The sequence below is a fragment of the Bifidobacterium asteroides genome (genome assembly GCF_019469425.1).
Taxonomy (GTDB): Bacteria; Actinomycetota; Actinomycetes; order Actinomycetales; family Bifidobacteriaceae; genus Bombiscardovia; species Bombiscardovia asteroides_I.
Genome location: NZ_CP048272.1, coordinates 662,059 through 683,387, shown reverse-complemented (window position 1 = coordinate 683,387; position 21,329 = coordinate 662,059). Strand labels below are relative to the sequence as shown.

At 56.7% G+C, this 21,329-nt stretch carries 19 protein-coding genes and 1 pseudogene; 10 read left to right on the top strand and 10 right to left on the bottom strand.

What is annotated here, in order from left to right; genetic code table 11:
• Positions 1-684: 684 nt before the first annotated feature.
• From GYM67_RS02565 to GYM67_RS02555, 3 genes are all read right to left on the bottom strand, one after another.
• Positions 685-1,143, bottom strand: coding sequence for a helix-turn-helix domain-containing protein (locus GYM67_RS02565; protein WP_220236992.1), 459 nt, complete (start codon positions 1,141-1,143; stop codon positions 685-687).
• A 91-nt stretch (positions 1,144-1,234) separates the two neighbouring features.
• Positions 1,235-1,576: a hypothetical protein gene (locus tag GYM67_RS02560; RefSeq protein ID WP_220236991.1), complete on the bottom strand. Its 342-nt coding sequence runs from the start codon at positions 1,574-1,576 to the stop codon at positions 1,235-1,237.
• A 379-nt stretch (positions 1,577-1,955) separates the two neighbouring features.
• Entirely contained in the window at positions 1,956-2,123 is a 168-nt protein-coding gene (locus tag GYM67_RS02555; RefSeq protein WP_220236990.1) for a hypothetical protein, read from the bottom strand.
• Here GYM67_RS02555 and GYM67_RS02550 point away from each other — a divergent pair.
• Positions 2,122-2,463: a hypothetical protein gene (locus tag GYM67_RS02550; RefSeq protein ID WP_220236989.1), complete on the top strand. Its 342-nt coding sequence runs from the start codon at positions 2,122-2,124 to the stop codon at positions 2,461-2,463. The two genes, GYM67_RS02555 and GYM67_RS02550, sit on opposite strands and share 2 nt — an antisense overlap.
• Positions 2,464-2,929: 466 nt before the next feature.
• Here GYM67_RS02550 and GYM67_RS02545 read toward each other — a convergent pair whose 3' ends face one another.
• Genes GYM67_RS02545 through GYM67_RS02530 form a run of 4 tightly spaced genes read right to left on the bottom strand, consistent with a single transcriptional unit; the run spans position 2,930 to position 6,775 of the window.
• Positions 2,930-3,655 carry an ABC transporter ATP-binding protein gene (locus GYM67_RS02545; RefSeq protein WP_220236988.1) on the bottom strand — a complete coding sequence of 242 codons (726 nt, stop codon included), beginning with the start codon at positions 3,653-3,655 and terminating at the stop codon, positions 2,930-2,932.
• A gap of 3 nt (positions 3,656-3,658) precedes the next feature.
• Positions 3,659-5,050, bottom strand: coding sequence for an FtsX-like permease family protein (locus GYM67_RS02540; protein WP_220236987.1), 1,392 nt, complete (start codon positions 5,048-5,050; stop codon positions 3,659-3,661).
• A 16-nt stretch (positions 5,051-5,066) separates the two neighbouring features.
• Entirely contained in the window at positions 5,067-5,804 is a 738-nt protein-coding gene (locus tag GYM67_RS02535; RefSeq protein WP_220236986.1) for a hypothetical protein, read from the bottom strand.
• A 29-nt stretch (positions 5,805-5,833) separates the two neighbouring features.
• Positions 5,834-6,775, bottom strand: a complete 942-nt coding sequence (locus GYM67_RS02530; protein WP_258561589.1) for a YydG family radical SAM peptide epimerase — start codon at positions 6,773-6,775, stop codon at positions 5,834-5,836.
• Between the two features lie 879 nt (positions 6,776-7,654).
• On the opposite strand from GYM67_RS02530, the gene GYM67_RS02525 reads away from it, so the two are divergent.
• A complete protein-coding gene (locus GYM67_RS02525) occupies positions 7,655-7,957 on the top strand; it encodes a hypothetical protein (RefSeq protein WP_220236984.1) in 303 nt (100 codons plus the stop codon).
• 141 nt (positions 7,958-8,098) lie between these two features.
• Here the strand turns inward: GYM67_RS02525 and GYM67_RS02520 are convergent, their stop codons facing one another.
• Positions 8,099-8,320: a hypothetical protein gene (locus GYM67_RS02520; RefSeq protein ID WP_220236983.1), complete on the bottom strand. Its 222-nt coding sequence runs from the start codon at positions 8,318-8,320 to the stop codon at positions 8,099-8,101.
• 491 nt (positions 8,321-8,811) lie between these two features.
• Between GYM67_RS02520 and GYM67_RS02515 the strand changes: the two genes are divergently transcribed.
• The 7 genes from GYM67_RS02515 to GYM67_RS02485 all read left to right on the top strand — a co-directional run bounded on the left by GYM67_RS02515 (position 8,812) and on the right by GYM67_RS02485 (position 15,553).
• A complete protein-coding gene (locus GYM67_RS02515; RefSeq protein ID WP_220236982.1) occupies positions 8,812-9,144 on the top strand; it encodes a hypothetical protein in 333 nt (110 codons plus the stop codon).
• Between the two features lie 119 nt (positions 9,145-9,263).
• Positions 9,264-9,935, top strand: a complete 672-nt coding sequence (locus tag GYM67_RS02510; RefSeq protein WP_220236981.1) for a hypothetical protein — start codon at positions 9,264-9,266, stop codon at positions 9,933-9,935.
• 404 nt (positions 9,936-10,339) lie between these two features.
• Entirely contained in the window at positions 10,340-11,263 is a 924-nt protein-coding gene (locus GYM67_RS02505) for a class I SAM-dependent methyltransferase (protein ID WP_220236980.1), read from the top strand.
• 794 nt (positions 11,264-12,057) lie between these two features.
• Positions 12,058-12,327 (top strand): hypothetical protein, encoded by a 270-nt coding sequence (locus tag GYM67_RS02500; RefSeq protein ID WP_220236979.1) that lies wholly within the window; start codon positions 12,058-12,060, stop codon positions 12,325-12,327.
• 344 nt (positions 12,328-12,671) lie between these two features.
• Positions 12,672-13,748, top strand: a complete 1,077-nt coding sequence (locus GYM67_RS02495; protein ID WP_220236978.1) for a hypothetical protein — start codon at positions 12,672-12,674, stop codon at positions 13,746-13,748.
• Between the two features lie 526 nt (positions 13,749-14,274).
• Positions 14,275-15,060: an acetoin reductase gene (locus tag GYM67_RS02490; protein WP_220236977.1), complete on the top strand. Its 786-nt coding sequence runs from the start codon at positions 14,275-14,277 to the stop codon at positions 15,058-15,060.
• Between the two features lie 250 nt (positions 15,061-15,310).
• A complete protein-coding gene (locus GYM67_RS02485) occupies positions 15,311-15,553 on the top strand; it encodes a hypothetical protein (protein ID WP_220236976.1) in 243 nt (80 codons plus the stop codon).
• A gap of 375 nt (positions 15,554-15,928) precedes the next feature.
• On the opposite strand, the gene GYM67_RS02480 is transcribed toward GYM67_RS02485, so the two are convergent.
• Positions 15,929-16,789 carry an alpha/beta fold hydrolase gene (locus GYM67_RS02480; protein ID WP_220236975.1) on the bottom strand — a complete coding sequence of 287 codons (861 nt, stop codon included), beginning with the start codon at positions 16,787-16,789 and terminating at the stop codon, positions 15,929-15,931.
• Positions 16,790-16,900: 111 nt separating this feature from the next.
• Positions 16,901-19,672, bottom strand: a complete 2,772-nt coding sequence (locus GYM67_RS02475; protein WP_220236974.1) for an Ig-like domain-containing protein — start codon at positions 19,670-19,672, stop codon at positions 16,901-16,903.
• 954 nt (positions 19,673-20,626) lie between these two features.
• Between GYM67_RS02475 and GYM67_RS02470 the strand changes: the two are divergent.
• A pseudogene (locus GYM67_RS02470) lies at positions 20,627-21,149 on the top strand (substrate-binding domain-containing protein); the annotation flags it as partial.
• Positions 21,150-21,329 lie beyond the last annotated feature (180 nt).

The window sequence follows — 21,329 nt, the reverse complement described above, 5'->3', positions numbered from 1 at the left end:
TTACACTTTTAGCCGGGCCGCCCGGCCCTCCACGTCGACAGCCAGACGTGCCCCTATCCACGGGGGGGGGGGGCAGCGGACGATGGGTCATCGGGACGACATCCCCTCGATCTTCGGCTCCGTCGTCAGGGGGGTGGTCGAACCCCTCGATAGGGTCCGTCCGGGAGATGCCGAAGACGCTCGGCAACGGACAGCAGGCCATCTCCCGCCATTTGCGGCAGCCGGCGACCCGCGTCGCCTTGGGCGCCTGGGCGAGCATCAGCAGGACGTTGGGGGCCGAATACGGCCGGAACCCGGCCAGGCGGTCCAGCATCCTGTCCCGTTGCCCGCTCTCTGCGAGCGCGGCTATTCCTTGGTTGGAGGTGGTACGGGTTTGTTTGGTTTTGCTGGTTGTGTCGGTGTTGTTCTGGTGGATCGTGCTGCCCCTTTTTGTGTGGGTGGTATCTATTGTGGCATGGGTGGTTCTTTTTTTCTTGTGGCGGGTCCGGTCCCGTTTTGGGGGCGGTGGTTTTCAGTTGTGGCGCGGGGTGGCCGCGTCTGTGGGGCTTTCGGGTGGGTGGTGTCTTTGTCGGATGGTGTTGTCCGGGCGCGTTTCCGGGTGGGTCGTCAGGGGCTGCTGTGCCGATCGGCGGCGGTTTTTCAGGTGTGTGCTGTTGTCGAGTCTGGGTATCCGGGGTGGTGGGTTCATTGATGGTGGGTTTTGTCGTGGCGGTGTGGGGGTCTGCGGATGAAGCCGGTCATGTCCAGGCCGAGGCGGGTGGTGTCTTCGGGCATGGGGATGTAGTCGATGCTTGGGGGGCTTCCGGCGTGGATCAGGGCGGTCATTGCAGATCTGATGCGGGCGTTGACGATCTGGACCTGCGTGTCCTTGCGGATGGCGCGCACCATGAGCAGTTCGACGGGTCCGTATGCGGCTTCGGCGAGCGCGAGGCTGGTGAAGCTGTTGATCTGGGTCATGAGGCTGGTTATCAGGTTCCAGGCTTTGGCGGAGGGCATGGCTGGTATGTCGGGTGATTCCCAGCTTTTGACGGTTTTGGGGTTGATGTGCAGGAGGGTGGCGAGCATAGCCTGGGAGATGCCGACGGTTTCGCGTGCTGCTGCGAATGCCGCCTTGCTGTGTGGCAGCAGGCCCTCTGCTTCCATGGTGTCCTCCCCGGCCCCGCTAGGTTGCGGGGTGTTTGTCATTCCTCTTTTTCAAGGATACCATGACGGGCGGGGCCGGGAGACTGTTCGGCTATACCCGCTGCTGGCGTGTGCCGTCGGGTTTGACGATGTGGTTGTACAGGATCCTGTAGGAGGTGTCGCGGTAGCGCACCTTGGGGCTCATCTTCAGGTAGTCGAGGATGCGCGGGTCGACCTCCGTGTCGCGGAGGATCCGGTAGCCGTAGTTGAGGCCGTCGGCGAGGATGGCTATGAGTTGGAAATGCATGATCTCGATGGAGAAGTTCTGTGCGGCGTCCCGCATGGATTCACGGCTCGCGTCGTCGCCGTGGATCATGATGTGCGATACCTCGTCGACCCACAGGTACTCGTATTTGCCGGTGTCAGGATTCGTGCAGTGGTAGCGGAAGGGCATGGCCGGCACCTCCTTCCTGTCCTGTGTTGGCGGTCGGGGCGGGTCTGCGCCGTGCTCTTTCCGGGATGTCTGGTCTGATGGCCATGGTGCACTCCTTCGGTTTCGTGCGAGAGAGGGCGGACGCCCCCCTTCTCCTAGCGTGGGTCCGGAGGGGAATGGCCATCGCCCGGGGATGCGTGGCGCAGCACTGCCTGGGGGGAGCTGCGGCGGGGACGCCCGGCCCGGAAAGGGGTGACGGCGCAGGTCGCGGAGAAACCATGGACGCTCCTGTATGGGGGACGGTCACACTATACACCCCCAATGGGGAGGTTAGGCGGCATATCAACCCACAGGCATAAAAAAACCGCCCCGAAGAGCGGCCGGAGACAGGCGGGACAGGTCAGCCGTTGAGGCTCTCGGGCTCGTCGGCCAGGACGGCGTCCACCCGCCCCTGCAACTCCTCGACGCTCAGGCCCGACGCCCGTTGCGCCACCAGCCTCCACGCCGCCAGCTCCATGCGGGCCCTGCCGTCCCCGTCCCGCCGATCCACGTCATCACGCTCAGCCATGCCGACCCCTTCCATCCATGCCGTCACGGCCGAGTCTACCCGGATGGCCGGCACCCCCGCAGGCAACGAACAACCCGGACACGACCACAAGCCCCACCACAAGCCGGCACCCTTCAACCCCCTGCGCCAAAGACCCCCGCCCAGTATCCCCAACCCGCATCAACCCCGCAAGAAAACAAACACCCCCCAACAACACCCCAACCAAGACAAGGCGCTTACACCCGCCACAGCATCCAGGAACACCCCACAACAACAACAGGACGAGAACAAACGCAAACGCATCCCGCACCGCATCACCCGAACCCACCCCAACCACAACACCCAACCAGACTTGCGATGACCAGCACGAGGGCGAGGCAGGCCATCCAGCATTCGGAGAGCATGGCCCAGCCGATCTTCGACAGGAAGAAGAAAACGGACGTACCACAAATCAACAAAACCAAAAAACGAAAGCGTCAGCAAAAACGCATCCGACTATACGTCTTTCTACCATCGAACGAGATGCCTCGAACACCCAACGAAACGTCTTTCTAAAACAGCATGCACAGAAACGATCTTCCCGGCTGCCCTGCAAATATTCTCTAGTAAAGGAGCTAAATTGAAGATCAATTTCAAAAAACGCCAGCTCGACGACGCCTGGAATCTGATGCATGATGCCGAGGCCATCGCGCCAAAGACGCGGGCGGATGCATGGGCCCGTCGATACCATAGGATGACGCTGCGGACACGAAATCGCCCGAGGCGTCATAATGCATTATCCAATCCATTAAGTGTGAGTATTTTGATGCACACTGTTCACACGCCGGTCAGTCGTTCTCCTCTTGGGTGAGTTCGAAAAGTTGTTCGACGGTGGGATGAGTCAGGACATCATTGCTGATGCCGTTGGAAAGCACGACGACCCGGTCAGCGGTCACGGCGATCTCTAGGTCATGGGTGACCATGATCAGGGCGCTGCCGGGTGTGACGGTCTGCCGCATGAGATGCATGACCGATCGTGCGGTCGAAGGATCAAGCGATCCTGTTGGCTCGTCTGCGAATAGGATATCGGGACGGCGTAGCAGCGCCCTTGCGATGGCGACGCGCTGACGCTGCCCTCCCGACAGGTTGTCCGTCCGTTCATGTCCCATCCCGTCTAGTCCCACCTGATGCAGGATTGCATCGACTTGCCCATTAGAGGCATGGATGCCGGCCATCTTGGCAGGAAGACGCACATTGTCAGCGACGTTGAGCGCGCTGATCAGGTTCAGATCCTGGAACACGAAGCCGACGTGATCGCGTCGTAGCCGTGCGAGCTGCGCGTTGGATTGTCCCATGACGTGCTGTCCGCATATGCTGATGGACCCGGAATCTGGCTTGAGCAGCCCACACAGGCAATAAAGCAGCGTGGACTTGCCCGAACCGGATCTGCCGACGATGGCCACGAACTCGCCGGGATCCACGCTCAGGTTGATGCCACGTAGCACTTCGACACGGTCTTTTCTCGTGTGGTAGGTCTTGCGGATTCCCGAGGCTGTAAGCAATGGTGATGTCATGATCTACCTTTCGTTGAGAACTACACGGATTATCTGTCTGTGGGTTATTCCTGCAGTGGTGACGGCAAGCATCATGGCAACGACGAGCATGCCGAAAACCACGATTCCTGCGGCATGCCAGCCTGGCAGAGTGAATGGTGCGGATGGTATCGGCCCCGAGGTGAATGCGTGATCCATGGCCAGCTCGTTGGCCCACACGATTGTGTAGGCGACGACGAGCGAAAGAGCCAGATAGATCACGGTCTCGCACGCGGCTTTCATCCAGACCAGTCCATTCGTGCCGCCGCCGGCGATCAGAATCGCGGCATCCCTTTCTCTGCTGCGCATGGTGGCGAACACGACCGACGAGGCCGCGACGCATCCGACGATGACAGCACCGCCGAACAGCAACGCCATCTGTCCCGGGGGCGCAGACACGGTCTCGCCGGATCCAGAAAGGACTGAGCCCAGCTTGCCTATCCACGCCATCATCACACCGACCGCGCCGCCGGCCAGCCCGATGGGCATTATCAGCCCGCGGGTCAGGTCAGGGTGCGAGGATGCTTCCCTCACCGCCAGAAACCACGGAGTTCCGAGTCGATCGGAGCCCAGGCCGATGAGCGCGAGCAGCCCTCGTATCAGAGGGTTGGCGCAGCATGCGACTACCAAGCACACAAGCATGCCCATACCTGCGTACACAGTCATGAAATCTCCCACGGCCCGCTTCGAGGCAAGCGGCCGCTCATGGCCTATCGCCATGTAGAGCGCCGCGGTGCCCGCGATAATGGCAGCTGACAGCACGGTTCTCGCGATGCGCCTTGGCAAAGAAAATCCGCTTCGCGATGTCTGACCGCCGCCGCGCACTGCCTCAAGGACATCGCCGCGCGCGATTCTCCTGGCCGAAAGTAGCCCACCCAGAACGCAGATCACGCCTGTGGATCCGGTGCCGATCCACAGAGCGAGTGGAGTAAGAGGCCGAGCCATCGCGCCGTCCGAGGGCAGCCCGCTGGAAGAAATAAGACGCGCGAACGGAAACCATGCCAGTCCCGCCACCAGCGCACCCAGCAGGGAGGACAGTAGACCCACCAGAAGCACCTCGCCAAGAAGCACCACGAACACCGTCCGGGGCAGAACGCCTGCCAACTGCCACAGCGCCACGGAACGACGCTGCAATCCTAGACATACGCGAATCACCATCATCAGCGACAACAGACCCACCAGAACACAGAATCCCAACGCCACGCTTCCGAACGCGACGAACGACTGCTGTGCTTCGCCAGATGTGCCAGCGCCGGCAACTACCAATCCAATGTCTAGAGTGACCACCACCGCCAGCATCGCAGAAGTGATGATCAACGCCAGCCACGACACCACGTCAATAGCCACGGAACGCACCGCAAGTTTCAACAGAAGCATACGCACTTCTCAATCCCTAGGCGAACCATCTGATCACGGCCACCGCAATCCTTGCCGTGTAGAGAAAAACAATGATATATCCCACCACGACAATGCCTCTAATCCACAAAGGGTTATCTGAAAAATGGCGCCGCTCATTCTCCCCAGTAATAGCGAGCAACGCTTTGAACCCATCAGAATTGAGCACCGGAAGGCAGTTATAGGACATGGCTACCGCATACCAAGCAACAACAAACCTGGCAGATTCACCCATTGAGAAAGTTTGAACGATGCCAAAACCAGCAAGACTCACAATTGCGTTTACTGTTATTCCGACAGTGTGCAGTACATATTTGTCAGGTCTTGTCAAAAGATGCACGTCGTTCATCCTCACGTAGAAGGCAGGGAATAGATAATAGTTCATTTTGAATCCAATAGAGTCCGGCCTTCTTCCGAATGAAAGGAACACCAAATAGTGGGAAGCCTCGTGGAGAAGAGTCTGCACAGTGGAATACATCGCAAGAACGATCCAAGCAACGAAAGGGATTCTGCTAATGTCAACGGACAGCGCCCACCAGACGCCAAGGACAATCATCCCTGCAATCGCACAGCCAGAAACGATGCAATACAAGACAAAGACAACGCCGGATACTTTGGGCTTTACCGAATCGAAATCCAAGTGACTCGTCAGGTCGTCGGAATTCTCCACTTCCATGATTCTTCCGGTGACCTTGTTCTTTATTACTAGTTTCGCGTCCTCGCGAAGAATCTCCATGTCACTGTCGTTGTAGCGTGAATACGATGTCATCGTTGATCTTCACTGCTGTATTCCTGTTTGATGAGTGGAACCAGACCATTCACAATCTCAGGATTGGAGAAGATAATTCCGCACATTTCACAAGCATCGACATACTCGCGGTGGAGGAATGACTCGTCGAGTAAATTATTTTTTACGCAAAGTTCGAATAACCATTTGAAACCCTTATGGCGCATGACAGAAAACATCAGGTTTCTTTGGATTAAGGTGAGCGCTTTTTGTACGGATGTGTCATCGGCATCACCAAGCACTAGGGTGCTTCCGAACACTACAGGGGAACAGCATGGATAGACCTTGCCATCGAAATGGTACGTGGGTTCAAAACCGGGGCATCTCAGGTCATCATTGATGCTGTATCTCCTGATTATGTCTTGCTCTGGGAATTGGAGCGCAGCACCCACTCGTTGAATCGGAAACCTCGTGACCTTTACTCCAATCAGGGAATCCCCGAGCTGGCTCAAAAGTCGGTCGGGGTTATGAGATCTGGAAACTGCTACGTTCATCGAAATCGGAATGTTAACGTTGGTGTTCGCATCCAATATGTTTTTTATCCGTTCCACTTTGAGATTGTCCTGATGGAATTCATCAAAGCTAAGCGTTAATGCTCTGAGGCCTGATTCCTTCAATTGGCGAAGAGTGGAGTTCGCTCGTTTAATATTCTGACCCCAGAAACCGTTCGATACCAAACCGGCTGGCTTACCATGCTCTTTTGCCATGCGAAGACAATTTATAACTAATTGATGTCTTAATAGAGCTTCCCCGCCGCTGAGGCTTATCGTGTCGATTGCAGATGAATTGCAGGCTTGCTCAACGATGCTCATCACCTGATCATCTGTCAGGTGCTCGGTAGCCTTAGGCCCGGAAGAAAAGCAGCAATGACTGCAACGTATATTACATTTACGATCTATGATGATGCCCAATGCGACCATAATGAGACTTTCTCTAAAAAGAATGGCCGAGGACAGTTTCAGAATCAAGGATCGCTGTCCTCGACCTGGTTCTACTGGAAATTACCAATGGATAATAGTGCCTTGTGTCACGAAGTAGCTGAGGTCGTCTTGGTCGGCAAGGTCAACAACATCATGATCTTGCATAAGTGAGTGAAGAAAATCAGATGAGTTCTGCATATTACACCCCCTTTCAACATCGTTTGACATTCCAAATTATATGCTTGCTAACCCCACCTGCCAAAAAAGTGCCCACTAAAAATGCTCAACCCTGCGCTATTGACCTACCTGCCTGCGCCACTCGGGTAGGCAGTCCAACCTCCGTAGGAGGGCGGGACGTGGCCCAGGCTCGAATTGCATATACGATTCGTCTAGCTTGCTCCTCTGCGCTCTTTGTACCCTCAGGGGGCCAGCCGACTATGCTGTTGCCTGGGATACTTACAAGCTGTCTGACGGCACAACCATTCGTTTCTCCTACGACAAAACCACTGACGTGATTGATGTTTATACCAACGGCATGCACAAGGGAAGCGTCACTGGGCAAGAAGTACGCGAGAAGGCGGAGGCGGTCGACCCGGGTGTATCTTCTGCAAATCCCGGATTGCAATCGCGCCGTATCAGCGGCTGTTCCGCAGCCATGGCAGGTTTGGGAGTTGTCAATAGCATTATCTGGGGCGTGGCAGGCGTTACAGCACCAACTCCTGCAGGTATAGCAGCGACCATCGGAGGCTGTGTCACTGGAGCTGTAATCGGTATTGGCGGAGCATTCTGCTAACAAGTTATTCACGACACAAATGATGCTGGGTGCCTACCGGATATACGTTTATCTCGGTAGGCACTTTTCTAGGTAAAGGATTTCCTATGTATCAAGACCAGACAAGCCAGGCACACGCAAGACATTGGAATACACAAGGTTTAGCAAGAGTCTGTTTTGGACAGCTTATTTTAGGTGCGGCCATCCAAGTGTTATACCTTATTTTAGGTAAGCATGATCCAGCCTTATCGATACTCACAGGCTTCCTGATGGGTTTTGGATCATTCGGGGTTCTCCTGGGGGCCATGACCAGGGGAAACAAAAAAGTAACGCCATCGACCCTGATCCTTCCGTCACTGGGGTTTCTTCTGGGTGCCTTGATTGCTGTAGCCTTGTACTTCTTTGTTTAGAATGAATATTGGCATCTCTGGGCAGTCAACCTCTCCCCTGCAGTACATATGAGCCCAATCCGGAAAGAACCCAATGAAATCACCTTAACGGGCTCTTCATTGGGTTCTTTTCTAATTAGGTCTGTCAGGCTGCTTGGCTTCTTAGGTTCGGGAAATGGGTTTCCAGGTCTTGGCCGCGGGCTGTTTAAATACCGCCCGTGGCCGGCCTTGGAAGATGTCGAGCAGATCGCCTTCGGTCAGGGGTTCCGCGTCGTAGCCGCGATGGACCTTCGTTCCTGGCACGGGGTGCAGTTCACCCCGGTCGGCCATGCGGTCGAGTTCTTCGGCGTGGGCTTTGTTGTCAATCGGTTTGCTGGCGCTCATGGGGGTCTCCTCGATAACATGAAAGACGAAATACCGTCCTGTTCACTCCGGCGTGACGGTCTATGTAGCTTTGATGAGGGGTAAAACCAAAAAACTTCGATCTGCAGGGGAAATTCCCACGAATAGGACAATATTTACAAATCTCAGCAAATTGACACATGTTCCCTAAACAAATCAGAAAAGACCCCACCCCCGCTCTTTTGCTACCACGGAATTACCATAGGCGCACACATCAACCAAAGGAGATTGATAATGTTTGCTCTCACCAGGATCGAACGCAGGATAGGTGCCACCGCCGTAGCTGTGGTCGCGACAATGACTATGTCCTTGTCGACAAACCGCTAGCGCCGCAGAACCCCATCAAGGAACCAATCGAGCAACAGTTGAACTCATGGGCTTTCCTCTCTATTGGGGCGGCCTGATCGATCAGCGCTGAAAAACTTGACCATTCCGCTGAACGGTTGGACCAGCTCCCAGACGAAGTGCGAACCATGAATCCGAGCCAATACCCGCATTTCTCTGACTGTCTGGACAATTTCCTGACCGGAGGAACATTCAGCCCTAGACAGTTCCATAATGAGATGCGGCCAATGTTCAACCTCGGCGGTTTCTACCATCAGGTCGGCGATGTCCTCGTCGAACATGAAATGCCAACTGCCGAGTTGTCCGACGGCATTCACGCGCTCCGCAGGATATGGGGAGACATTCCCAACATCCAACATGCACTCTCCAACGGACAGACGGCCCAAGTAATCGGCCGTAACGTTGCCAGCACAATGGATGACATTCTGATTCTCGACGGCAGCAATCGAAAGCTGCTCTGACGATCAGTCCAATTAGCAAAAGGACCTATAGGGACTAAATCCTATGCCGAAAATACGACGTCCCCGTATCTTACGATATAGGGACGAAGAACTTATTGCTCATATAGCAGCATAAGCATATGAATGCTGCAACACAGTCGGTCCTGGCCCTAGCGATCTCGACCAAGCGTCTGGAGCCCTACGAGCAAGAGGCCCAGACACATCCGAAGGCCAGCGCCGCCGACAAGGCCGGACGGGCCAGCAACCGCTTGAAGGGCATCGACCGCGACTATGCGAAGGCCGGCAAGGCGGTGCTGGCCTCCCGGGATGCGAAAAGCCTTGAGGATGCGAAGACGGTCTTGAACGCGAAGAAGGACGAGGCTTCAAAGCTTTTAAGCGACTCCGACGGGAAAGTGGCGGACAATGCCGTCCGCGACAGCCTGCAGCAGGCCATCAGCCAAGCCGGCAGCATCAAAGGCGACAAGACGGAAACCTACCAGGACGCGGCCGCAGCCTTGCAGTCGGCCATGGACCAGGTGAACACGTCCATCCAACAGAAAAGCCAAGCCGACCAGGCCGCCCCGCCAGCCCAGGCGGCGCCGGCTCCGGCCGCCCGGCAGCCGGCCCGGCGTCCGGCGCCCGCCCAGCAGCGTCCGGCCCCCTCTACTAGTCGGGGGCGGCAAGGCTACACGCCCTCCCACCAGCCCGCATACAGCCGTGGCGGCAGAGGAGGCGGCTCCGCGCATGCTCCCGCAGCACCCGCGCCTGCACCTGCTGCGCTAGCAGTACCGCAAGGCGGCGGCTCAAACTGAAGAGACAGACTAAAAGGAAATACAACTGGCGGGCATGGTTGTAATCCGGATGGTTCGTGTGGTATTGGCTAATGGAATATAAAGAATGTGCCTGCGGACCCGGTTGCTTGCAGGCCTCCCATCCCGCCGACGTTACTTAGGGCCAACCATAAAACAGCCGTCCCCACTGGTGTGGCGTCCCCTGTGAAGCGTAAACTTTGTACTGATAATATTCATAAAGCAGTGAGCACCCGGCTTCGGCCCGGCTCCGTATTGCGGGCGACAGAGCCCGAACGGGGCCTTCTTGTTATGCCATCGACATGTTCTATCAAGCCGTGTGCAGAAGTGCCGCTGCGGCATCGTCATCAGAACGATGCCATCTTCAAGGGAACATCCATCCACCGAATCATAGGAAAGAACGAAACATGACCGACAGAATACATGCCTCTTCCATCGATGTCAGCGACAACCTGGAGAACTGGAACGACCGGGCCGAGGTCCACGCGCATGGAGGGTACGGCGACCTGGATGCCTTCGCCGACGATCCTACCGCCCTGACCCCGGTGGTCATGAAGGACATGGCCGTGCTCAGGGACCACCTGCCCGACCACACGATGCAGGGCCGCCGCCTCCTCCATCTCCAGTGCCACTTAGGCGATGACACCCTGACCTGGTGGAGGTTGGGGGCCAGAGATGTCCACGGGCTGGACTTCTCCCCCGCCGCCCTCAACCACGCCCGTCAGCTGGCCGCCCGCGCCCACGCCCCCATCACCTACGTCGAAGGTGATGCCCGTTTCGCATCCGAGGCCATGCCTGACAAGAAGGGCTTCTTCGATCTGATCGTCACATCGGTCGGCACCATCACCTGGCTGCCCGACCTCCGGGAGTGGGCGCAATCCATCGCCTCCCTCCTGGCACCGGGAGGCATCTTCATGATCAGGGACACCCACCCCCTCCTTTTCGCCCTGGACGATGACGGCCTGACCATCGTGCAGGGTTGGTTCAGCGGGACCGAAAACACCTACGAGACCGACCAGACCTACACGATGAGACAGGATGACGGCGAGGAAGAAGGGACAGGAGGCATCGTTGGGAAAGCCGACACCCCGGGCCCCAGAATCACACACACGACCAACCACAACTGGGCACATGACTTCCAGGAGATGACCGGGGTCCTCATCGACGCAGGCCTGACCATCAGAGCCCTGGGAGAGCATGACATCAGCGACTGGAAGGCCCTCCCCATGCTGGAGTACGACAAGGGGCGTCAGGGTTGGGTCATGCCTGAGGGCCTTCCCAGGATCCCCCTGACCTTCTCGCTGGTGGCGCAGAAGCTGGAAACTCTATAAGGACGTCGGCCCGGATGCCGCGGACCGGGCATCCGGGCCGACACCGCCACGACCGGCAGGGCCAGCCGAAGCCAGACGGGAATCTCCATCGGGGCCACGGCCATAGGGATGAAACGGCCGGATGGACCTGCGGGTCGACCGATTACGGCGCACGGGGCTCCCAGCGGGGCGCCACATTCCGACGGCCATGAGAAACGACGAATACGGCCTCCAGGCAGGATTCCCGACAGGGCGCCGTGCACGCGCAGTCTGCGTTCGAGGCGGCAGGCAATTCACTGTGCCTTGCATCATCTTGACCGTCACCAACCGATACTCTATAATCACCTTCACCAACTTTCGAAGACGAAAGATGGACCACATAGTACAAGGAGGTATCGAATGAAACGGCATAATTTTATTGCAGTGCGCTCGGCAGCATGGTCATGCCGGCATCTGCAAGCGAATCTACATCCCAACAAATCCAAGAACTTGTTGAACTCAACCCCGGATCGTCTTACGAGAGCATGCGCAATGACGATCATTCAGAGGCGGACAGGGAGGGCAAACCACTTTCTGATGTCGTTAATTCAGCGCTCAAGGAGGCACGTCTACATACTAACTTGACGAGAAGTAACAACAATCAGGCAATCATACCAATTACACCAGCAAGAAACGCCGGAGACGTTTTCTACAGCCCCGTTTCTACCGCCGACATTCATCATGGACATTCAGGTATTTTCTCCCGGAAAGACATGACTGTGCATGCTCCAGGGCCTAGAAGAACAGTTGAAGAAACTAATTATCGCAACGTTAGAGTGGCTTCCGGTGGACAGCTGCAGTACGTAAATACCTCACAGGGCAACAGGGACAGGGCCGTACGTTTGTCTCGCACCTTCAAAGGAAGGGCGTACAACTACAACTTCCCCTTCAATAAGACCTCCAAGGGTTCAATGAACTGCTCGCAAGTCGTTTGGGTCAGCTACAAGGACGGCGCCGGAATCGATTTGGACTTCAACGGCGGACCCGGCGTGTATCCAAGTGACATCATGCAGTCCAAGTGGACCATCACATATAAAAGGTACTGAACATCAACTTTCCGAGGAAAGCGTCTGAATAGGTTTCGCCAATCACGTCACCGACGGTGTCAGTTTACAGAAACGGAAGTGAGGGATCCGCGATGCATCGTATCAGTCAACGAGTCAGGGCTTCCGTTTACATTCTGCTATCGCTTGTCCTGATCGCCTCCGGCGCGGGTTGTTCCCGCTTGGATGCTTCGAGGAAAACCATTGCACTCGACCAGATAGACATCTCCAAGGTGTACGCAGCTGCCTATCTAGTCCCGCAACGGGCCAGCGCCACCATTCCGGAAAACACATACATGGCCTTCATCTATGCCGACGGATCCTTCAGACTGGTCAAAACCAAGGGTATGGAATACGGCAAGGTGTCTTGGACGTCAAAAGGCCTGTTCTTCGCCGACAAAGACAACGATTACTGGCTGGCTGAGGGGCAAAAGCCAAAAGTCGTTCCCAGCTCCAAAGTCGACACGCAGGACACGCTTGGTGTGTTGCAAGACAACATAACCCATGTCAGTGTCTATAATGGGGGCTTCACCGAGGACGGTGAAGGATACAACGAGGACATCGTCCTTTTCGACGGTCAGAAAGCCGAAAAGCATCGCTTCCTGACGGACCACCCTGTTTCAAGCATCAGTGTTTGCGGAAGCTCCGTCTACGCCTATCAGATTACCGACGATGGCGTCAATATCAGCAAAGAGTTGATCCGCTTCTCATCTTTGATAGTTGACAATCACTACCTACCGAGAACGATAAGCACACATGACAATATCCTGTCATCCGATAATGTCGTCATCAGTAATCCGTCATGTAATAATGACAGCATTGTCTTTATCTCCAGCCAAGGAGGCAATTCTTCGATAATAAAACAGAAGCACAATGATCTGGATTATGATCTCCGCCGCTTCCTCACTGCCGAAGATACCAAAGGCGAGAACTTTTCCTATGCAACCATAGAACAGTGGGATGCAAAAACAGGAAATCGTCGTGTCCTGCCCCTCGTCGACGAGGAGGCCAGACCGGTGCATTTCCATGAAAGCCAGATAGGATACTCATATTATGACTCCCACTCACTGCACGGCGACCAGTTCTACTGGTGGTATGGGGACGGCGGCCTTTTGAGGACTGACGTCAACTCAGGAAAGACCGTCAGACTGAACAGAACCCATTACCAAAAGGACAATTGGTCCAGATCATGTTTCTGGGCCTCTTTCTCCGACAAAATCGTGGACGTCTGGTATCACCACATCAACGAACCCGACCGGGTGACGATCACCCGCCAGGATCTTGACACCGGCAAGACCGTCAACACCATCGAGGTCAAGGGTCTGGAGAAAATCATCCACGGAGCCGGTGATTCCAACACCATCGACAGGAGCTTCGCCGTCAACCCCCGTGCAGAAAAGCTCATTTCAGGCCAGAAGGTGTGATATGGCCTCCGGCCTGTACTAGACAGGGGCAAAACGAAGAAGCGGCAGGGGCTGAAGAGCAAAACGAGGACAGACGAAGAAGGCCATCCCGCGAATGGGCGGACACGATGGCCACCGACGCAGGTGACTGGATGGCCAGGACCATCACACAGGATCAGAAGCTGAACGATCTGAACTCTATTAACAGCCTGACAACTTTCAACGAACGGTTATGCTTCCACTTGGTGGATGTCCCCCGACAAGTCGGGGGACAAGGCCGATGCTGGCCACATCGAACAGGCGAAAATCAACCTGTTCAATGGCCGGAAGAACCTTCCTTGTCCGGTGGATCAGGGATCCTGGCTCTGAAGACGGGTGCGCTGGGACTGGTCGCCGGTTTCCGCAAGAACGACAAGGCTCCACACCACAGCCCGCTCCTCCCAGTCCCCCGCTTCTCCACCTCCGCCGTATAGACTGGCAACGGTGGCCTGGCCCGAAGTTGCGACCGGCCCTATAGATAGGAACCAACGAGGTTAGGAAAAGACAGATGAGCGATAACAAGGTAGCTGTCGTCACCGGTTCGGCCAGGGGAATCGGGAGGGGCATAGCCCTCCAGCTGGCCCAGGACGGCTTCGACATCGTCGTGGCCGATCTTGAGGGCCAGAAGGAATCGGCCGAACAGACCGTGGCCGAAGTGGAGAAGATCGGCCGTCGGTCCTTCTTCCACCCTACCGATGTGTCAGACAGGGACCAGGTGTTCGACCTGGTCGATGAGGCCGCATCCAGGTTGGGTTCCTTCGATGTGATTGTCAACAACGCGGGCATCTGCCAGATAGTCCCCTTCACCGACATCACCCCCGACCAGCTGGAGCAGATTTCGAAGGTCAACATCTTCAGCGTGGTCTACGGCATCCAGGCCGCCGCGGCCAAGTTCCAGGAGCTGGGCAAGGAGCACGGCCACATTATCTCCGCATCGTCAATCGCAGGTTTCGAAGGCTTCCCGATCCTGGCCGCCTACTCGGCTACGAAGTTCGCCATCAGGGGCCTCACCCAGACGGCAGCCCAGGAGCTCTCGCCCAGGGGAATCACCGTGAACGCCTACGCCCCCGGCGTGGTGGACACCCCCATGTGGGGCTACATCGATGAGGAGATGGGCAAGCTCAACGGTAAACCCAAGGGACAGAACCTTCAGGACATGAAGGACAGCATCGACCTAGGCCGTTTGGAGACCCCTGCGGATGTGGCCGGCGCCGTTTCGTTCCTGGCCAGCGACAAGGCCAACTACGTGACCGGGCAGACCCTGATCGTCGATGGCGGCATGCAGTACCGCTGACCCATCAGTCACCGGCCCGCCCCCTTTGCTCCCTTCTCGATGAAGCAGAGCACCGGGGGCGGTGCTTTACCCCCTATTCATACGGAAGGGAATCTCAACCGCCCTGCCTGCCGGTTTCCTTGCCGGCCGCCACGATCACAAAACCGAATAAATACAGGCCGATGAACCCCTCCTAGCATCCGGGGCAACCTGACGACTCAGACATAAGAACATGTGGGTCGGCGGTCCCATGCTTCCAATACGGCTTCTTATGAGCAGCTTCATAGAGGCATATATCAGCATCTATTCATGCGGTATCTTGCCATATCGGGTACATGCAAGCAAGACGAAAATAGGGATTTTCCAGGTAACCTGCGACGGCATCGAAGAGCATCAGAAGTTTGAAAAGGTGCATACAGGCAGTGGTGCTGAGGAGACAACGTGGATCCAAGCAGCATCTGATGAAACAGTCGTGAAAGAGGGCGGCAGACAATATCCCCAACATAACTGCTGAAACATGGCATAGTACCGGAGGACCCCAAGCAGCCGTCTCAATGCTTGTTCCTGGTCTCAATTACAGACGCTTTCCAGATCATACGGAATCCCGCCTTGCCATGCTTGGACACATGGCGGGGTATTCGCTGCCGGTCCTCTCAAATCGGTCTTTCAGAGAGCAAACCACTCTTATTGAGACCCAAACGTGCAGAACGGCATGCCAAACCTGAAACCTGACTTCAGGCAAGGCAACGGGGTCCCCATCTCTGGTTCCTCAGCACCATGACGTGCCTCCTGCCACTTTCATAAACCTCAACCCGTCGCTTCCGCATTCGTCCCGCTACCGTCAACAGCACAGCCGGGCGATACCTGATCGCCTGCTGAAGCTTCACTATCATTCCGCTAGCGCATGCACGATATCCAGGACATCCCCGGCCCTTGTCCAAAGGAGCGAGCCACCCTCGCCGGGGAAAAGTCTGCGCGTGGCGGTCTCGATTCTGCTCTGCAGCACCAAGCCATGGTCGGGCGAGTGCACCTTGTCGTCTTCACCGAACAGGATGCTCACAGGGCATCGCACCTGGGTCATATCGATGTTCCAAGGCCTCATGGCCAGCATGGTGTCCTGCACATAGCCGACACCCTCGTGTGCAAACCCTTCAGATAGTGCCCGGCGGTACCGGGTCAGGAATGGTTCGCTGGTGTAAAATTCGGCATCCTTCGCCGTGGAACCGCCGATTACCATATCCTCCATGGACTTCGCGGAGAAATCCTGAAGTATCTTTCGTGCGGAGTCGGGAGATGATACGGCCAGGTCGGAAAGCTGCGTGGCCTGCGGAGACAGCTTGTCATGAACGGCCGGGTATTGCACTTCATCAGCGGGAGAGACCAGCACCAATGCTGCGGCGAAACCTAGTGCCGCCAGCGCGAGACCGAACATACCGCCCTGTGAATTCGCTACCACCGGGACGGATGCGGCCCCCGTGCCGAGCAAGGCTTGGGTGAATATTCGGTAATCCTCGGCAGTTCCTGTCATCGTGCGGTTCGGTTCCGGGTCCGAAGCGCCCATGCCGGGTCTGTCCATCGTCAAGACGCGGATGCCATGCTGCGGAAGTACCTCCTCACCGAAGAGCATGGACTTGCCCATGCCGGCCCCGGCTATGAAAAGTACCGGGTCGCCGTCACGGGGGCCATAGGCTCTGCCGGAAAGCCGACGTCCCTCTTGGGTTTTCACCGTCACATTGTCGCCTTCGTCCATGTCAACCACTCTACGACAACCAGCCAAGGAAAGGGACACGCTGATGCCGCATCCGAACCTGCCTGAACAGACAGTTCCCGCTCGCATACAAGGTCCGATACCCCCACCGATTCAGGATGCAGGCGGAGTGAATTCGCGCCTGCGCCGCAGCCATGCGCAGGTCAAGGCGACGAGCAGTACAAGGGAGAACACCAGAAGCAGCGTCGTATGTTTTGGAGCACCCGCGAGAGGGAGGCCATCCAATGGAGGCGCAACATCCAGGTACTGTTTATACGGTTCAGATTGATTGCCATTCGAATCCACAACCGTTACGCTCACCTCCCCAGGCTCGATCCCACTGGGGAGCAGTACCGCCCAGGCACCGTCCGCTCCTGACATGACGGTATCGCTGGTCCTGCCGGCCTGGTTGGACGGCCAGGTCACGGTCACCTTGGCATTCGCGTCGACTGTTTCGGTTCCCTTCATCACCGCCCTGCCACTGACCGTTTGCCAGTCGGCGCCGATGATCCCCGGATCGGTCGGGGTCATATCCACCATCTGATCCTTGCGGGCATCGTCCGAAGGCTTTCCTGCGGGATTAACCAAACGGGCACCGAATGTATACTGCTCGCTGCCAGGGCTACCGTCAAAGGCATTTAGGAACACCAATGGATTGATGTCGATTTTCCAGTGCCACACATGTCCTTCCGTGACGGGCTCAATGACGATGTGACCTACCGGGGATGAACCCCCTGAAGGGGTGCTCGTGCTGAAATCATGTTCGCCTGAGGTTCCTAGGGAGGTCTCGGCACCGGATGAGGATTGGACCATGAAGACCTCCAGCCTCGAATCCGACAGGTTCGTGTCGTTTCCCGCAAGATAGGTCGGCCTGGCTGTGCCCTCGACCCTCACCGCCGATCCCGCTGGCAGGACGCCCTTGCGGGTATGGGGTACCGTTATGGCCTGCACCACCGGAGCCGCCTCGTTCTGAGCGGCGAATCGTGCTGTTGCCAGGTTGGAAAAGCCGGAGGTGAGGTTGTAGCCGGTCGAGTGCTCGGTTATCCAGGCATGATACCGCCGACGGCCCATGTTGGTGTTGACGCCCTTGCTTGGATAGGCCGTATTGTCATCGCGGATACTCCAGGTGCCGCCCTTGTCTGGATTCCTGGCGTCATTGGGAACGCAAGCGACGGTGCCTATGGCGAACCCGCGATTGTCGGATTCGTCTGGATTGTTCGCGCTGATGGGTTTCGCTGGATTCTCGCCGAACAGGGTCACCCTGTTCGGCGTTTGGGGGTCAACGGCCGGCTGACAGGTGCCGGATATGGTCGGGGTGAGATTATCAGCCCAGACGGCTCCTCCGGACCCCAGACCGGTTCCATCGATGGAATTGATGGTAGGCGCCTGTGGAGGGTTGACACTGTACCGGTAGAAGGCGGTATCGATGGTCCAGGCCGTCTGCATCCGGTGCTCAACTTCCTTGGCATCCAGGTTCTCGATGCCGGCCTCGGGATTGTAGGTGTCCTTCTCCACCTGTGTGGTGGTCTTGCAGATCTGGCCGTTCGCATCCTTGGTTATGGGCCAAGTGAGTAACTTGAAGTATCCATCCAACCCCTGCATGGACTTGGCGAGTTTGAAGTCGATGGACCCGTCCGGGCGCTGCGCCGGCATGGGCTCACCGGCATCATTGACGGCGAACAGGTTGTTGGTCTTGGCCCGCGACGAACCGGCTGCCCTGGGTTTGTCATTATATGCGGCCCCTTGCTCGGAGCCGGAGGCGGACCCGGGTGAGCTGTAGCCCGCCGGCTGCCCTTGGACTTCCACCGCTTTGGGCGTGAGCGCCTTGACCGGCACCCACGTGTTGTTCTTCAACCCCACCCATTGATACTTAAAGGAGGTGTTCTCCGTGCACCCAGGGTTCTTGGAGGACCCTGGTCCCCCCACGTTATACCAATACACGAAGAACGATTTGGCCGGTGCCACCCCTTCCGGCACGGCCGGATTGTTATTGCCCGCGGGGAACCCGAAATCGGTCACCAACCCCCAGTTCGCCTGACGCCCGCTCCACAGGAGCGGGTGCCCATCCCAGCCGACGAAAGAAGCCGGACCACTGCAGTATTTGGCCCCTCCGGACGTTCTGCAATTCTGCATATAGAGTCTGGTACCGCGCTCCCCAATGGCATCCATGATATTGACCGATCGTGCGCTGTTCAAGGAATCCGGATTGAAGGTGCCGCACATATCATCTCCATAATTCCATACAGCGTCGCCGCATAGGATGTTCCTCCCCTGACGGTCATGGTCGATGACGGCGTACACGGCGAGTTCCTGCTTCGAACCACCCGTCTTGTAGGCGTCGATCGAGGATTTGGTATCCGTGTAGTCAAGGTCGCCTTCAATGGAGATGGCCAAGTAGTCATAAACACCTGAATTGATTATTTCGTGAACGGTAAAGGCCTCATCCTGGTTCCTCGCCCATGCGAGGGCTCCATCGTAGCTGTTTGCACCTTTCCGCCCCATGGTATTGATGTATCGGGAACGTCTGAACCTCCTTGGTTGGTCCGATCCGGAGTATTGGTACAGGAAGGACAGGGAACAACCCCTGGATGCGGCCGGCGTCGTCTGGCCTAGTGCCACGCAGTTCGGATCGAACTCCTTGTGGGGCACCCGTAGAACCAGATCAAGGCGGAGCTCATCCTGGTACGAATCGACCTTATCGTTATAAGCCATGAATTGGAAGACCTTTGGCTTGGTGTCGATCCGGGTCTCCGCACCAGCAGCCACGGCTGGCACCCCCGTTGTCCCGATGCCGATCACCGAGGCGCACAGCACGGCCAAGCGGAGCACGACAAGCAGCAGGCCCTTGAGGAGGCGGGACATTCTCGAAAGATATCCGGCTGCCATCCGATCGCTATTACTCGCAGCTTCCTTCCTTGGCATCCTGTCGATACGATTCCGGCTTTGTTGTTCTTCGGCGCGGAACATATACTTCCTCCCTCTCCCTTGTCCTCAAGCCATTTACATCTTCATAAAGCGAGCCATAGTGCCGCGATAAAGTCGCGCAGGATTGAATTCATTTACTTTTCACTGATTATCACTTGTTATTATCCATCAATTGGCATCCATTATAAGTGGATAGAGCAAAGACGCTTCATGCGCCACCTTGGAAAAAGATGGGCATCCTCTATGATCGGTTGACAGGCGGCACGCGCAGGCCGCTCCTCCGCCACTGGGAAAGCTGTGTGCACAATGCAAGCACCACAAAGGGGATCGCGAACGTGAGCCTGTGGGCGTCAATCCACCTGGTTCCACAGGCACTCAAGCATCTCCCAGGCCTCCGGATACGGTTGCGCCTGTGAACTGTCGGCATCCTCCAGCGGGACATAGCCAGAGTCCGCACACCTCAACGATCCGCGACCCATTTCTGAGTCACCCCCAAGGCATCACGCAGCATTGGGAACATTGCCTTGTTCCGTGCCGCGTGAACGGCACCAGTCACACTGGCACCACCGCTTGGGTCAGGATGTTTCACGGATTCGAATCGCATTGCAGTCAACCCCCCCAGGGCCTTTTAGGTTTCCGGCCTCGCACCTTGGTGCTGAGGCCTTCCTCCAATCGGGCACTGCCCCTGCACCGCGGCCCCTCAGGACTTGTTCCGGCACAGGCGCAGGAACGGCGTTGTGTTTTCGCTCCTGGTCCTCTCAAGAGAGCCGCGGTTTTGCTGATACACACTGCTGTTCCGACTCCAGGCCCGGCTCATGCACGCTTTATGGCCACACCATAGGCGCGCCGGCCAGTTACTCCAACAATATCATCAAATACTATGGATTAATCCATTATTGACAATATCAACTATATGTGGTGTCGCAAACATTTGGATGCCCTACTTCGGCTGTCGAATATTTGCTTAGGAAAGGCCACCGTACCGTTTACCACATCTCAGGCCCCTTGGCTTCACAGGCTGCGGAAAACCGGGCCAAGGGCTGGAGATACGTCCTTCAGGCTCGTAGCATCCCGGTACCGCCGACCTATATAGGCGACCGGGAAGCAGACAGCGGATATGAAGCAAGGCGAGCTTTGGCGCATGAAACCGATTGCACAGCCATCTATGCAGCCAACGACTAGATGGCTTATGGAGCCATTGAAGGCCTCAAGGATTCCGGCAAAAGAGTGCCTGAGGATGTCAGCGTGATCGGTGTCGACGATTCTCTAGTGGGAACAGTCCCCAGTTTGAGTCTGACTACCATGCGCATGGACTTCGAAACGATCGGGCGCGAGGGGAGAATACGTTCCCGCAAAAACCAAGATGCTTATTCCAGCAAAGTTGATCCAGCGCGGATCGGTCATCGACATCAGCCAGCGACAGGAACAAGTCAGGTAAAATTAACGCCCCCCCCCCCGGACCATCTGACACGGCATCATTGCCTTGGTCCAAGTAAAGACCAGATCACAGGTGCCACGCTGCTTGCTGCAACGATGCGACAGTCTTCTGCAATGCCTGCAGAAGAGTCCAAAGACCTCATTGCTGCCTTTAGCAACCTGGCATGAACGCTTGTCCATA

Bases quoted from the DNA above. Each gene is read 5' to 3' on its own strand.
- GYM67_RS02565 (WP_220236992.1), bottom strand. From the start codon at position 1,143: ATGGAAGCAGAGGGCCTGCTGCCACACAGCAAGGCGGCATTCGCAGCA.
- GYM67_RS02560 (WP_220236991.1), bottom strand. From the start codon at position 1,576: ATGCCCTTCCGCTACCACTGCACGAATCCTGACACCGGCAAATACGAG.
- GYM67_RS02550 (WP_220236989.1), top strand. From the start codon at position 2,122: ATGCCGACCCCTTCCATCCATGCCGTCACGGCCGAGTCTACCCGGATG.
- GYM67_RS02555 (WP_220236990.1), bottom strand. From the start codon at position 2,123: ATGGCTGAGCGTGATGACGTGGATCGGCGGGACGGGGACGGCAGGGCC.
- GYM67_RS02545 (WP_220236988.1), bottom strand. From the start codon at position 3,655: ATGACATCACCATTGCTTACAGCCTCGGGAATCCGCAAGACCTACCAC.
- GYM67_RS02540 (WP_220236987.1), bottom strand. From the start codon at position 5,050: ATGCTTCTGTTGAAACTTGCGGTGCGTTCCGTGGCTATTGACGTGGTG.
- GYM67_RS02535 (WP_220236986.1), bottom strand. From the start codon at position 5,804: ATGGAGATTCTTCGCGAGGACGCGAAACTAGTAATAAAGAACAAGGTC.
- GYM67_RS02530 (WP_258561589.1), bottom strand. From the start codon at position 6,775: ATGGTCGCATTGGGCATCATCATAGATCGTAAATGTAATATACGTTGC.
- GYM67_RS02525 (WP_220236984.1), top strand. From the start codon at position 7,655: ATGTATCAAGACCAGACAAGCCAGGCACACGCAAGACATTGGAATACA.
- GYM67_RS02520 (WP_220236983.1), bottom strand. From the start codon at position 8,320: ATGAGCGCCAGCAAACCGATTGACAACAAAGCCCACGCCGAAGAACTC.
- GYM67_RS02515 (WP_220236982.1), top strand. From the start codon at position 8,812: ATGAATCCGAGCCAATACCCGCATTTCTCTGACTGTCTGGACAATTTC.
- GYM67_RS02510 (WP_220236981.1), top strand. From the start codon at position 9,264: ATGAATGCTGCAACACAGTCGGTCCTGGCCCTAGCGATCTCGACCAAG.
- GYM67_RS02505 (WP_220236980.1), top strand. From the start codon at position 10,340: ATGACCGACAGAATACATGCCTCTTCCATCGATGTCAGCGACAACCTG.
- GYM67_RS02495 (WP_220236978.1), top strand. From the start codon at position 12,672: ATGGAATACGGCAAGGTGTCTTGGACGTCAAAAGGCCTGTTCTTCGCC.
- GYM67_RS02490 (WP_220236977.1), top strand. From the start codon at position 14,275: ATGAGCGATAACAAGGTAGCTGTCGTCACCGGTTCGGCCAGGGGAATC.
- GYM67_RS02485 (WP_220236976.1), top strand. From the start codon at position 15,311: ATGAGCAGCTTCATAGAGGCATATATCAGCATCTATTCATGCGGTATC.
- GYM67_RS02480 (WP_220236975.1), bottom strand. From the start codon at position 16,789: ATGGACGAAGGCGACAATGTGACGGTGAAAACCCAAGAGGGACGTCGG.
- GYM67_RS02475 (WP_220236974.1), bottom strand. From the start codon at position 19,672: ATGGCAGCCGGATATCTTTCGAGAATGTCCCGCCTCCTCAAGGGCCTG.